This is a genomic window from Synechococcus sp. CC9902 (assembly GCF_000012505.1).
Classification (GTDB): Bacteria; Cyanobacteriota; Cyanobacteriia; order PCC-6307; family Cyanobiaceae; genus Parasynechococcus.
This window is the reverse complement of record NC_007513.1, coordinates 698,237-711,035: the sequence shown is the minus strand read 5'-3', so window position 1 is coordinate 711,035 and position 12,799 is coordinate 698,237. Positions and strand designations below refer to the sequence as shown.

The 12,799-nt window shown below is 55.8% G+C and carries 12 protein-coding genes; 6 read left to right on the top strand and 6 right to left on the bottom strand.

The window, feature by feature from the left end:
• Positions 1-6: 6 nt before the first annotated feature.
• Positions 7-1,305, top strand: coding sequence for an MFS transporter (locus SYNCC9902_RS03525; RefSeq protein ID WP_011359509.1), 1,299 nt, complete (start codon positions 7-9; stop codon positions 1,303-1,305).
• Here the strand turns inward: SYNCC9902_RS03525 and SYNCC9902_RS12385 are convergent.
• Positions 1,272-1,571, bottom strand: coding sequence for a hypothetical protein (locus tag SYNCC9902_RS12385; protein ID WP_011359508.1), 300 nt, complete (start codon positions 1,569-1,571; stop codon positions 1,272-1,274). The genes SYNCC9902_RS03525 and SYNCC9902_RS12385 overlap by 34 nt on opposite strands.
• Here SYNCC9902_RS12385 and SYNCC9902_RS03520 point away from each other — a divergent pair.
• The gene (locus SYNCC9902_RS03520) at positions 1,570-2,775 is read left to right on the top strand and encodes a hypothetical protein (RefSeq protein ID WP_232179258.1); all 1,206 of its coding nucleotides are present in this window, start codon (positions 1,570-1,572) and stop codon (positions 2,773-2,775) included. The two genes, SYNCC9902_RS12385 and SYNCC9902_RS03520, sit on opposite strands and share 2 nt — an antisense overlap.
• A gap of 46 nt (positions 2,776-2,821) precedes the next feature.
• Here the strand turns inward: SYNCC9902_RS03520 and SYNCC9902_RS12380 are convergent, their stop codons facing one another.
• The 4 genes from SYNCC9902_RS12380 to ychF form a co-directional block, all read right to left on the bottom strand.
• Positions 2,822-2,974 (bottom strand): hypothetical protein, encoded by a 153-nt coding sequence (locus SYNCC9902_RS12380; RefSeq protein WP_156771054.1) that lies wholly within the window; start codon positions 2,972-2,974, stop codon positions 2,822-2,824.
• Positions 2,975-3,058: 84 nt separating this feature from the next.
• A complete protein-coding gene (locus tag SYNCC9902_RS12375; protein WP_156771053.1) occupies positions 3,059-3,220 on the bottom strand; it encodes a hypothetical protein in 162 nt (53 codons plus the stop codon).
• A 411-nt stretch (positions 3,221-3,631) separates the two neighbouring features.
• Positions 3,632-3,934: a hypothetical protein gene (locus SYNCC9902_RS03515; RefSeq protein WP_156771052.1), complete on the bottom strand. Its 303-nt coding sequence runs from the start codon at positions 3,932-3,934 to the stop codon at positions 3,632-3,634.
• Between the two features lie 335 nt (positions 3,935-4,269).
• On the bottom strand, positions 4,270-5,361 hold the full coding sequence (gene ychF, locus SYNCC9902_RS03510; protein WP_011359505.1) for a redox-regulated ATPase YchF: 1,092 nt from the start codon (positions 5,359-5,361) through the stop codon (positions 4,270-4,272).
• 133 nt (positions 5,362-5,494) lie between these two features.
• On the opposite strand from ychF, the gene SYNCC9902_RS03505 reads away from it, so the two are divergent.
• Genes SYNCC9902_RS03505 through SYNCC9902_RS03490 form a run of 4 tightly spaced genes read left to right on the top strand, consistent with a single transcriptional unit; the run spans position 5,495 to position 11,458 of the window.
• Positions 5,495-6,613 carry an efflux RND transporter periplasmic adaptor subunit gene (locus SYNCC9902_RS03505; RefSeq protein ID WP_041425316.1) on the top strand — a complete coding sequence of 373 codons (1,119 nt, stop codon included), beginning with the start codon at positions 5,495-5,497 and terminating at the stop codon, positions 6,611-6,613.
• A 27-nt stretch (positions 6,614-6,640) separates the two neighbouring features.
• Positions 6,641-9,637 (top strand): DNA polymerase I, encoded by a 2,997-nt coding sequence (polA, locus tag SYNCC9902_RS03500; protein WP_011359503.1) that lies wholly within the window; start codon positions 6,641-6,643, stop codon positions 9,635-9,637.
• Positions 9,638-9,686: 49 nt separating this feature from the next.
• Complete coding sequence (gene cysS, locus SYNCC9902_RS03495; RefSeq protein ID WP_011359502.1) at positions 9,687-11,186, top strand: cysteine--tRNA ligase; 1,500 nt, start codon at positions 9,687-9,689, stop codon at positions 11,184-11,186.
• A 38-nt stretch (positions 11,187-11,224) separates the two neighbouring features.
• Positions 11,225-11,458, top strand: a complete 234-nt coding sequence (locus SYNCC9902_RS03490) for a hypothetical protein (RefSeq protein ID WP_011359501.1) — start codon at positions 11,225-11,227, stop codon at positions 11,456-11,458.
• A 14-nt stretch (positions 11,459-11,472) separates the two neighbouring features.
• Here the strand turns inward: SYNCC9902_RS03490 and SYNCC9902_RS03485 are convergent, their stop codons facing one another.
• Positions 11,473-12,795, bottom strand: a complete 1,323-nt coding sequence (locus SYNCC9902_RS03485; protein WP_011359500.1) for a sodium-dependent transporter — start codon at positions 12,793-12,795, stop codon at positions 11,473-11,475.
• Positions 12,796-12,799 lie beyond the last annotated feature (4 nt).

The window sequence follows — 12,799 nt, the reverse complement described above, 5'->3', positions numbered from 1 at the left end:
GCAGCAATGCCAGACCCTCTGCGGTGGTGGAACCAGTTTCCACTAGCGCTGAGAAATGTCACCCGCATCCGACTCCTGGCATCCATTGGGGCCGGTGGGGTGATCTTTATGACTCCGCTGATTTTTCATGCGATCAATTTCTCAGCCAGCCAGGTTGGAAGTGGTCTGGCCCTTGCAGCACTGATCGGCACTGTGGTGCGTTTGATCAGTGGTGTTCTGATCGACCGAGGGTTGCGCTGCTCATGGCCGATTCGGGTGACCACCCTGCTGGCCATCGCCGGCGATGTGATTTTGGTGCAGGCGAACGATTATTCGCATTTTCTGTTTGGCCAAGTGCTGCTGGGCTGCGCTGCTGGCCTTTACTGGCCAGCGATTGAGCTCGCCGTTCCGCTGAGCTGCGCCCAAGTGCCCTCAGGGCGGGGATATGCCCTCGTGCGCAGTGCTGATGCCCTCGGCATCGGATTTGGAGCCTTGATCGGAACAGTGGCATCCACCCAGGGAGCCTTGCGGATCGTCTACGGCGTTGAAGCCCTTTGCATGGGTGCTGTGCTGATTTTGATCAGCCTTCGGCCGCTTCAGGACGACCGCCCTGCCCATGGCTCAAGCCAAGTTGTCGAGAAAACCACATCCCGCGGAGTTCCCGCAACGCCAACCTGGCTGCTGCCGTTGTTGCCTGTGCTTGCCACCAGCGTTGTGGCCACGGGCATCCTGGCCCTCCAGCAAAGTGCTTTGCCACTTGATCTTGTCCAGGGAAGCCTTCAACGACCCAGCCTCACCGAGAGCCACAGCAGCGCGTTGATTGCCCTGCAATTAATTCTTCTGGTCAGCCTGCAGTGGCCAGTCGGTCGATGGCTTTCAAACCGCAGCGTTGGCTTCGGTTTAAGCATCAGCCTTGCCAGCTTCAGTTTGGGGTGCGTCTTAATCGCTTTGTCGTCGCTGTTTACGGCCGGAACAGCACTTGTTTTGGTGAGCTTGCTGCCGATGGCTTTTGCCCAAGCAGCTTTCCTTCCCACAGCCACTGAAGCCGTTATCGAAGAGACACCTCCAGAGCATCGTGGGCTCGCGATGGCCCTCTTTTCGCAGTGCTTCACTGTGAGTGCGATCGTTGCTCCCCTGCTTGGTGGCGCCATGCTTGATCACCTCAACAACGGGCTGCTGCTTTGGCTCTTGATGGGAGGTGCTTGCCTGGCAATGCTTCCAGCACTGCGCAACTTGCGGCCCCGCTTCACAGCGGATGGATCATCCTCAGAACGGAACTCCCAAGTTGAGGTTCAAGGTGCAGAAAAAACCTTATCAATGCTGTAGCAGGGCGTCCACGCCACTTTGGGCTCAATCGGCTGCAGCCGGCGATTCATTAGTACGTAGCGACAAAACTGGCCGCTTTGCTCTAGCGCCGGTCCCCTCACGGTGATGTCTAAGGGGTCGAGTTCCACCCGGTATCGCATTTCAAAGCTGGGCCGTGAAGTCAGAATGGAGGAGCGATGCAGCGTGTAAGTCACGGCATGGGCGTTCGGCGCACCCAAACCGAGCAAGACACCCCACAGCCACCAAGTCCGACCTAGATCACCCATGACGTCAGACGCAGGATTTCAAAACAGTACGACCAATGCCAGGTCCAAACCCCTGCTGATCTTGCATGCCGGAACCCATAAGACAGCCTCGACCTACATCCAAGAGCGGTTGCATCTCAACCGCGACTTATTGAAACAGCAATCGATCACTTATCAGGATCCTTGCTTCGATCGACCAAAAGCGAAAAAACTTGCTGGAGAATTATGTAAATACCGCGAAAAGCGCTGGAGAAGAATGCTCTCCAACCACAAACAAGATCAGCATCTTCTATTAAGCGCAGAACAATTTTCTGTTCCATTAACCAACCAAAAATGCATTCAAAATTTGGAAGAGCTTGCCAATAATTTTGGATTCAAACTGCATATTGTGGTCTTCATTCGAAGCCAGCTCGACTATATCAATTCCCGCTATATCTACTCACTACGACGGTTTTATCACAGTCAAACCTTTGAACAGTTTGTCAGCGATGCCATCGAAGGTGAGATGCACAGTGAATGGCAACAACGGGGCCGCATTACCCGTCGTCAGGATGTTTTTAATTTTTGGACGTACTTCCAACCACTCATAGAAGCGAAGAAATCTGGACTCAAGGTGAGTTTTATCCCGTTCCAACAGAATGGCAACGACCCCTTTCAAGATCTCATTACGACTATTGGAGTAGCCCACAACCAAACCTGGGAACAATGCACCAGCCGACACTTCAATCGAAGCCCCGGCACGCGCGGCGTGTGGATGGCACGTCTTCTAAGCCAAAAGCTGAGGGAGAACAAAATCTCCACACGATCCATCGACAACTCCTCACAAATCATTCTTCGGGAAGAACAACAGCGACGCTGGATGGATCCAGCCTTTTGGGGTTATTCCAGACGATTAAAAAACCAAGTGATCAAACACTTTAAAAACGACAACGACAAGTTTGCAAAGGCCGCCTGGGGGACAAGTTGGACGACTGCATTCCCAGACGACATCAAACTGCTACAACGAAAGAAACAAATTTATCAACCCCAATCCATTGAAGAAGAAGAAACAATGCATGCTATTACCATTCATCTTTTACGGCGAATTCGCCACAAAATTAAGCCCAAACTTCACTATCGAATTGTAGATCCGCTGGAACGAATAGCGAACTTTTTATCACCATCGATCTCGCTCCGGACCATCCGGTACGTAAAAATCCACTTGCTACAACTTGGCAAACCTTGACATCTGAGCAAGCGTCAACAATTGAGTAGGCCAAAGCCAGAACTCTTCATTGCAAATTCAGCAAATCTCGCTCGGCATCTTCAGAAAGCAGAGCGTAGATCACTTCTCCACTTTGATTTCTAAAGGTCACCACATCCAAATGGTTTGGATGAGCCTCGATGTCTGCATACTTACCACTTCGCAGGAGATAACGAGTCATAGCATTGAACTAATATCGATACCCTAAAAGCCAGGCTTCATCATTGCTTGTTCGCTTTACCGAACTAGTTCCACGAGAAGGTTATCAAGAAGCATCCCAAGCCTTCAGCAGTAAGTGCTCAGCACTTTCGGAAAGAGTAGCGTAAATATATTCACCACTAAAGCTTCTAAAAACAAGTACATCTACAAGCTTAGGCTCAACCTCAATGCTGAGCAAAGAGCCATTACGCAGCAAGTAGCGAGCCAACCCTTTTCCTGCAACTGCACAACCTTAAGAAGAATCGCTCCTGCGCAGCTCCCTTATCAGTCAATCCATACCTCTCTTCCGATTTCTTGTATCAATGGCTGCCTATCGGCGGAATAGACACAACAATTGAGTTGGCTTCGTAGCCGTCATTTATCGACTGCAATAGCCCTGACGAACCTACTCGACTGCCTAGGAGAAGAATAATTAACTACTTACGCCTTAGAAATCTTTGCCCACTAAGGCGTGGACACCTTATGTTCAATACCGAAACTGCATAGAAGCCCACAATCAGGAGAACACCCATCAATGGACCTCTGAACAAAGTAACCAGCATGGCCGAAAGAATAAGAGTAATAATTATGGTGTTAGCTAATTTTTCATAAATATCCCTACTAAACAATGGTGGCCGATTCAAGTTTTTCGTTCATTCCTCCTACGACCAATTCCATAGCCGATCACTAATCCACCAGACGCCCCAATGCTTCCAGCAGTCAGTGCAGTTACTTGATCTCTAGTCAACTGACTTGCCAGGCTGACCGATAGGCCAAGTACAACAAGCATCCCAGCCCCAGTCAAAACCGCATCAAAGCCCAGGCTCTTGGATTGATAGAGAACTGGCTTTAGTGATTCACCTCTTTGAGACTTGGCAGCATCTTCCCTTGCCTTATCCATTTCATCTTGAAGCTTAGAAATATCTTTTTTCGGATCGTTCATCAGCAACTCATCTTGAATTAACACTTAAGGATTTGATCGGGAGATAGATGGAGATAATCAACGCTCTAAAATCCCCCTTCCAGATCATCAGAGTTCAACAACATACTTACAGAACTTGAAGTAAAAAGGGGTACAAATAGCAACGATTGCTGCGACCGTGACGATAGGCATTTGTCATCTTCTGAACTTCCTTCACTCTCTCCGCAATCATGCGCATCTGCATCACCCATTTGGGGGATATTCAGAGCCCTATAAGACCAACTGGTGTGATCACCGATTCCGAGTCCAGTGGCGGCTCATCCTCGAGATATTCGAGTTTTCTTGCGACTCGCCTCTTAAACGTTGAATAAAAACTCCATGACGTCCCCTTCTGCCACCACATAATCCTTACCTTCACTGCGTAACCAACCCTTATTTCGGGCTTCCACCAGAGATCCAGCTTCCAGCAACTTCTCGCAGCCAATCGTCTGAGCTCGGATGAACCCACGCTCAAAGTCGGTATGGATCACACCAGCCGTTTGCGGTGCTGTCATCCCTGACTTAAACGTCCAAGCCCGAGTTTCTTTTTCGCCTGTCGTGAAATAGGTCCGCAGCCCAAGAAGCCGATAGGTGGCGCGAATCAAACTGCGAAGCCCCCCTTCACTCACCCCTAAGCCTTCGAGATAGTCGGCCCGTTCTTCGTCGCCAAGTTCCACAAGTTCCGCTTCCACTTGCGCTGAAATTCTCACCGTTTCAGCCCCTTCCTGTTCCGCCACAGCCATCACTTCAGAGCAATAACGATTGCCATCAGCGAGGTCGTCTTCACTCACGTTGGTGGCATAGATGATCGGCTTCGCCGTGAGCAAACCCAGAGGTTTGATCATTCCCTCCTCCTCTGCGGTGATCTCCACACTCCGCGCTGCGCCTCCCTGTTCCAACACCTGCTGAATGCGCTCAAGGGCCGCATCTTCAACTTGCGCCTCCGTACTGGTGCGCATTTGCTTTTTTAGACGTTCACGGCGCTTCTCGATTTGCGAGAGATCGGCGAGGCCCAACTCCAGATTGATCACCTCAGCATCCCGCGCTGGCCCCACGGAGCCCGACACATGAATCACATCGTCGTCTTCAAAACATCGCACCACATGCACGATGGCGTCGACTTCGCGGATGTTGGACAGAAATTTGTTGCCCAGACCTTCGCCCTGGCTGGCCCCCTTCACCAAGCCAGCGATATCCACAAACTCCATTCGCGTAGGAACGGTGTTTTGACTCTTGCTGAGGTCCGTGAGCAGCTGAAGACGATCATCCGGAACCGACACCGTGCCCACATTCGGCTCGATCGTGCAGAACGGGAAATTGGCAGCTTGCGCCTGAGCGTTGGCCACCAGTGCGTTGAACAGCGTGGACTTGCCCACATTGGGCAATCCAACAATTCCGGCTTTGAGCATGGGGCGGAATCTACCGGCCGACGGCGAGACTGTTGTTAACTTTTGTGCGCTCATGCCGCAGTCCCAGCGACGAACCCGCACAACCTTGTCCACCCCCTCTTCCTCGTCGGCGCCGACCAGCTCTCCTGACGGGATGTCCAGAGCGTCAGCCTCTCGCTGGCGTCCGAGCCAAAAAACCATCGCAATTGCCCTACTCGCCCTTCTAGGCGGAGGGTTGCTGCTGGCAAGGTTTGCTCCCTGGAATCCAAAACGAGACCTCACGCCCTACACCACAACCGCAGAACGAGGTGCCCTGTCCGGAGTCGTTACCGCCAGCGGCGAACTGCAAGCCATCCAAAAGGTGAACGTGAGCCCCCGCCAGCAGGGGCTTCTCCAGAAATTGCTCGTGGATGAAGGCGATGTTGTGAAGGCGAACCAGATTTTGGCGGTGATGGATCGCGGTGATCTTGATGACCGTCTTCAAGAACGTGAGGCCCTGCTTCAACAAGCCAAAGCCCAATACACAATCAAAAAACAGGAATACGAGCGCCGCAACAAGCTGTTCGAGATGGCAGTGATCAGCGCTGACGACTTCAGCACCGTTCAAAACGAGATGCTGGCGCGTCAGGCGGCGATGACGGCAGCACAAGAACGGGTCGAGCAGCTCGAGCAAACAAAACGAGAGCTGGATATTCGCGCTCCCTTCGCCGGAATGATCACGGCCCGATACGCAGAGCCAGGGGCGTTTGTCACCCCCACCACTGCAGCTTCAGCCACCGCTGGTGCCACCAGTTCTTCGATCGTGGAGCTCTCCCAGGGATTAGAGGTTTCGGCTCGCGTTCCCGAAAGCGACATCGGACGCATCGCGATCGGCCAGGCCGCACAAATCCGAGTGGACGCCTTTCCCGATGAGCGCTTCCAAGCCCGGGTCAGCGAGATCGCTCCGAGGGCTGTGAAACAGGAGAACGTGATCTCGTTCGAGGTGAAACTTGCGCTCATGAATCCCCCCAAAAAATTGCTGATCGGGATGACCACCGACGTGGACTTTCAAACAGGCCGCAGCGCCGTCAAGACCCTCGTCCCCACCGTGGCGATCGTGACGGAAGGCGGCAAAACAGGGGTGCTTGTGGTGGATCAACAGCAACAGCCGGTCTTCCAGGAGGTGGAACTCGGCAGCAGCAGTGATGCACAGACTGCAATTCTGGAGGGGCTTGATGCGGGAACGCGCTTCTTCATCGACCTGCCTCCCTGGGCCAATCGAAACCGCGATTAAACCTCCCTCTATCCATCCGTTTCCGCCATGCCTGAGGCCGTCACCAAGCCCCTACTCCTGCTTGTGGATGGCCACTCACTGGCTTTTCGCAGTTTTTACGCCTTCAGCAAAGGCGGCGAAGGGGGCCTTGCCACAAAAGATGGACGGCCAACGAGTGTCACTTATGGCTTTTTGAAGTCGCTCCTGGACACCGGCAAAACGTTCAAGCCCCAGGGCGTCGCGATTGCCTTCGACACCGCGGAACCCACATTCCGCCACAAAGCGGACACGAATTACAAAGCCCACCGGGACGTGGCACCAGAGGTTTTCTTCCAAGACCTCGAACAGTTGCAGCAGATCCTTAGCGATCAAATGAAGTTGCCCCTGTGCATGGCACCGGGATACGAAGCCGATGACGTGCTCGGCACCCTTGCCAACCGTGCCGCCGACGCCGGCTGGGGGGTTCGGATTCTCTCGGGAGACCGTGATCTTTTTCAGCTCGTCGACAACAGCCGCGACATCGCGGTGCTGTACATGGGTGGCGGGCCCTATGCCAAGGGAAGCGGGCCAACGCTGATTCAAGAGGACGGCGTTGTGAGCAAGTTGGGAGTCATGCCCGACAAGGTGGTGGACCTCAAGGCCCTCACAGGAGACAGCTCCGACAACATCCCAGGGGTGCGGGGCGTTGGTCCCAAAACCGCCATCAACCTGCTGAAAGACAACATCGACCTGGACGCGGTGTACGCGACCTTGGCGGAGGTGGAAGCTGAAGGTCCGAAGGCCAGTCGCGGGGCCATCAAAGGGGCCTTGGTCGGCAAGCTGCGCTCCGATCGCGACAACGCCTATCTGTCGAGAATGCTGGCGGAAATCCTCGTGGACATTCCCCTCCCGAAGGATCCAGAACTCGGCCTACAGCAGGTTGATGCTGAAGGGTTGAGCGATCGCCTCGAAGACCTCGAGCTCAATAGCCTCGTCCGTCAAGTCGGTGGGTTTGTGGCGACCTTTTCCACCGGTGGGTATGGCGCCAATGCCAGTAGCGAAGCTGAGAAGACCCCTAAACGCTCCCCAGCGAAAACGAACCCTGATTCCACCAGTTCAATCGGGAGTGCAGCCGCTCCGCAGCAAGGTTCAGGGGAAGCGGAGGTTGGAGCAATCCCTCCCCTCCAACCGCAGCTGATCGAGAGCAACGAAGCCCTGCAAGCCCTTGTGCAACGGCTGATGGACTGCACCGATCCCAAAGCGCCAATTGCCGTCGACACCGAAACCACAGATCTCAACCCATTCAAGGCCGAACTCGTGGGGGTAGGGGTGTGCTGGGGCGAGGCCAACGATGCCCTCGCCTACATCCCCATCGGCCACAAGCCCCCCAGCGAACTCTCCGAGGCAACACCACCCCAGCAGCTTCCGCTGGAAACGGTGCTAATGGCGCTCTCGCCCTGGCTTGCGAGTCCGCAGCACCCCAAAGCCCTACAGAACGCCAAATACGACCGACTCATCCTGCTACGCCATGGGCTCACGCTCAACGGCGTCGTGATCGACACCCTGCTGGCGGATTACCTGCGGGATGCCGCGGCCAAGCACGGTTTGGACCTGATGAGCGAACGGGAGTTTGGCTTCCGCCCCACCACCTACGGCGATCTTGTTGGCAAGAAACAAACCTTTGCCGATGTGGCAATCGAACCTGCCAGCCTCTATTGCGGCATGGACGTGCACGTCACCAGGCGATTGGCCCTGCAGCTCCGCCAAACCTTGCAAGCGATGGGCCCCCAATTACTGCCTCTCCTGGAGGGCGTTGAACAACCGCTGGAACCCGTTCTGGCCCAAATGGAGGCCACCGGCATCCGCATCGATGTGCCTTACCTCAAAACACTGTCGGACGAATTAGGCAGCACCCTGAACCGGTTAGAAACCGACGCCAAACAGGTCGCTGAGGTGGACTTCAACCTCGCCTCTCCAAAGCAACTTGGGGAATTGTTGTTCGACACGCTCGGACTGGATCGCAAGAAGTCGAGGCGCACGAAAACCGGATTCAGCACTGATGCCACCGTTCTCGAAAAACTCGAAAACGACCATCCCGTCGTTCCTCTCGTGCTGGAGCACCGCGTCTTGAGCAAGCTCAAGAGCACCTACGTTGATGCTCTGCCCCAACTCGTCGAAGCGGAAACCGGCCGCGTCCACACCGACTTCAACCAAGCCGTAACAGCGACGGGCCGCTTGAGCAGCAGCAACCCAAATCTGCAAAACATTCCCGTTCGCACGGAATACAGCCGTCGCATCCGCAAAGCGTTCCTCCCCCAAGAGGGCTGGACACTGCTCAGCGCCGACTACTCCCAAATCGAACTCCGAATCCTCACCCACCTCTCCGGGGAAGAGGTGCTGCAGGAGGCCTACAGCACGGGCGACGACGTGCACGCACTCACCGCACGCTTACTGCTGGATAAAGACGACGTGAGCGCCGATGAACGTCGCCTCGGAAAAACGATCAACTTCGGGGTGATTTACGGCATGGGCGCCCAACGCTTTGCGCGGGAAACAGGGGTGAGCTCGGCCGAAGCGAAGGAGTTCCTCACCAAATACAAACAGCGCTACCCCAAAGTGTTTGCCTTCCTTGAGCTTCAGGAGCGGCTCGCCCTAAGCCGCGGCTACGTGGAAACAATCTTGGGTCGTCGTCGCCCATTTCATTTCGATCGCAACGGCCTCGGCCGCTTATTGGGAAAAGATCCCCTCGAAATTGATCTCGATGTGGCACGGCGAGGTGGGATGGAAGCACAACAACTGCGCGCCGCCGCCAACGCCCCCATTCAGGGCTCCAGCGCCGACATCATCAAGGTGGCGATGGTGCAATTACAAGCGGTGCTTCTTAGCCAAGGGATCCCCGCCCGCCTACTCCTGCAGGTGCATGACGAACTGGTCCTCGAAGTGGCGCCAGACGCATTGGACACCACGCGAAACCTTGTGGTGAACACCATGGAAAACGCCGTCAAGCTCAGCGTGCCTCTCGTGGTGGAAACCGGCGTTGGTCGCGACTGGATGGAAGCGAAATAATTCGTCCCCAGCAGGCCGTAACCTCAGATCCAGCGCTTGATCGGCTGTTTTGACCCTGCGGCTCACCAATACCCTGACCCGCCGCACGGAACCGTTCACTCCACTCCGGCCTGGCAAGGCAAGCATTTACTGCTGCGGCGTCACGGTCTATGACCTTTGCCATCTCGGTCATGCCCGCAGCTACATCAACTGGGATGTGCTGCGTCGCTATCTGATCTGGAGCGGACTGGACGTGAGATTCGTTCAGAACTTCACCGACATCGACGACAAAATCCTCAAACGGGCCTCAGACGAAAACTCATCGATGACGGCCGTGAGCGAGCGGAACATTGATGCATTTCATGCAGACATGGATTCCCTCGGAATCCTGCGACCCGACAGCATGCCTAGGGCAACCCAGTGCCTGGATGGGATTCGTGCCCTCATCGGCGAACTCGAAGCGAAAGGTGCTGCCTACAGCGCCGAAGGAGATGTGTATTTCGCGGTGATGAAGCACGCCGGGTACGGAAAGCTGAGTGGCCGAGATTTGAGTGAACAGCAGGAGAACGCCGGCGGTCGCGTCGCCGATGCTGAGGGCGCGCGTAAACAACACCCCTTCGACTTCGCCCTCTGGAAGGCCGCCAAAGAGGGTGAGCCCAGCTTCCCCTCCCCATGGGGCGCCGGCCGACCCGGTTGGCACATCGAATGTTCAGCCATGGTGCGAGCTGAACTCGGCGACACGATTGATATTCATCTCGGCGGCGCCGATTTGGTCTTCCCGCACCACGAAAACGAAATAGCGCAATCCGAAGCCGCTACCGGACAAGAGCTCGCCCAGGTGTGGATGCACAACGGGATGGTGAATGTAGGGGGCCAAAAGATGAGCAAGTCGCTCGGCAACTTCACCACCATCCGAGCTCTGCTCGAGAGCGGTGTTTCACCCATGACCCTGCGGTTGTTTGTGCTCCAGGCCCACTACCGCAAGCCCTTGGATTTCACCGCGGAAGCCCTGGAGGCCGCAGCCACCGGCTGGAAAGGCCTCAATGCAGCCTTGGGCCTGGGTGAGCGCCATGGCCAATCGCTGGAATGGCCAGCAACTCCGGCCCTAGCGCCAGTGGCCTTGGTGGCACCAAGTAACCATCCATCCGAACCCTTGGAACCGCTCCAACAACGGTTCATTGATGCGATGGACGACGACCTCAACAGCTCCGGAGCCCTGGCGGTGCTGTTTGATTTAGCGAAGCCCCTGCGTGCATTAGCCAACCGCCTCGAGCGTGGTGATCGTGCCGATCGACCCGCTGACGAGCTGGCTGCCCTCGCCCTGCGCTGGCGATTGCTGCGTGATCTCGCTGCCGTTCTCGGCCTTCGCCGCGAAGCCGACTCCGAGAGCTCGGGCCCTGGTGATGACTCCACAAACCAGGATGAAATTCAAGCCGCGATCGATGCCCGAATCGCAGCCAAATCCGCCAAGAATTACGCCGAAGCGGATCGGATCCGGGATGAGCTCAAAGCGCAAGGCATCGAACTCATCGATAAACCAGGAGGCATCACGGAGTGGATTCGCCGCTAGGCCCGTCAAACTGCCTGAACTGATCGCATCTCAACGGCATGCTCTGGCTTAAGAAGCTGAACTTCATGGAGACAGCAAAGCTGGAGATGGAGCTGATGAAGGCTCTGGATGCCGGTGAAGATCTCGAAACCAAGGTGAACGATCAACAGCTGTTGGTGGAACAAACCAAAGACGCAGAACAGGCCTGGAAACTCGAGGTGTGGCAAAAAATGCTGGTGCGCATCCGCAAAATGGAATCGATGCTGAATCAACCCAACGATCCCAAGTCCTGAAACCAGGCTTCAGCTCAGCCCTGCACCAGGTCGATCACGCTGATCACCAGGCCTGTAGCAACGATCGGTGGGGACACCCAGCGCAACAACACCAGGAGGAAACGGCGCAGCGCCGGAGGGGTGGACGACTGTTCCAAATCGTCTGAGAAGCGTCGGGGCACCACCCAGCCGAGCAAAAGAGCCAGTAGCAACCCCCCAAGGATCAGCAGCAAACCGCCAAACACCGAGTCCATCCATCCCAAAACGCCCAGGGATGTTGCTGCGGGCAACCCGAGCACAAAGATCACAGCGGTGGAGACCCACACCGCACGGGAACGGGTCCAATTCAAGCGATCCATCAAACACGCCACAGGCACCTCCAGCAGCGAGACGGCGGAGGTAATCGCAGCCAGAAAAGCCAATCCGAAAAACAACAACGCCACGAGTTTTCCCGTTGATCCCAGGGAAGCCAAACCTGTGGGCAAGGCAATAAAGATCGTGCCCAGCGTCGATCCGCTGATCACATCCTGAAGTCCAAAACTCATCACCACAGGGAACGTCACCATGCCTGCCAACAGCCCCACAGCCGTATCCATCCCCACCACGGCCACGGCCTCCCTGGGCAGGTGAGCATCACGGTCGAGATAGGCGGAGTAAGCCAAAATGCAGCCAATACCGGTGCCAATCGAGAAAAAGGCCTGCGTAAAGGCATTGCGAATCGTGGTGAGATTCGTGAGTTCCGATCCATCCCAACGCAGCAAGAAGGTCCGGTATCCCTCCCCCGCACCATCAAGGCCAGCCGCCCAGATGGCCAAGCCGATTAAGAGGGCAAACAACAGCGGTAAACCCCAACGGGATAACCGCTCGATGCCACCGCGCACGCCTGCCGCCACCACCACTGCCGTGAGCACAAGGCTCACCAATTGACCAAGCAGAGCGGCACGGCCACCACTCAATCCTGCAAAAAAGGCCTCGGCCTCGCCGATATCGGCAGGAAGGCCTTGGGTTACCACCTGAATCAAGGTCACCCCTGTCCAGCCCATCAACACGGCGTAAAACGCCAAAATCCCGCAGGACGCCAGCACAAACAGCCAGCCCATCGGTTGCCAACGCTTGCCTGCAGCCGTAACCGGAGCCAGCAACGGGCTGTGGCCTGTGCTGCGGCCCAACACCATTTCCGCCACCAACACCGGCAGGCAGACCACCAAAACAATTAAGAGGTACAAGAACAAAAACGCTCCACCGCCACCCTGGGAGGCGCGGTAGGCAAACCCCCAGAGATTTCCCAAACCAACGGCACTGCCAGCCGCCGCCAGAACAAATCCGAAGCCAGACCGCCAGTGCTCCTTGATCGCCATTGCG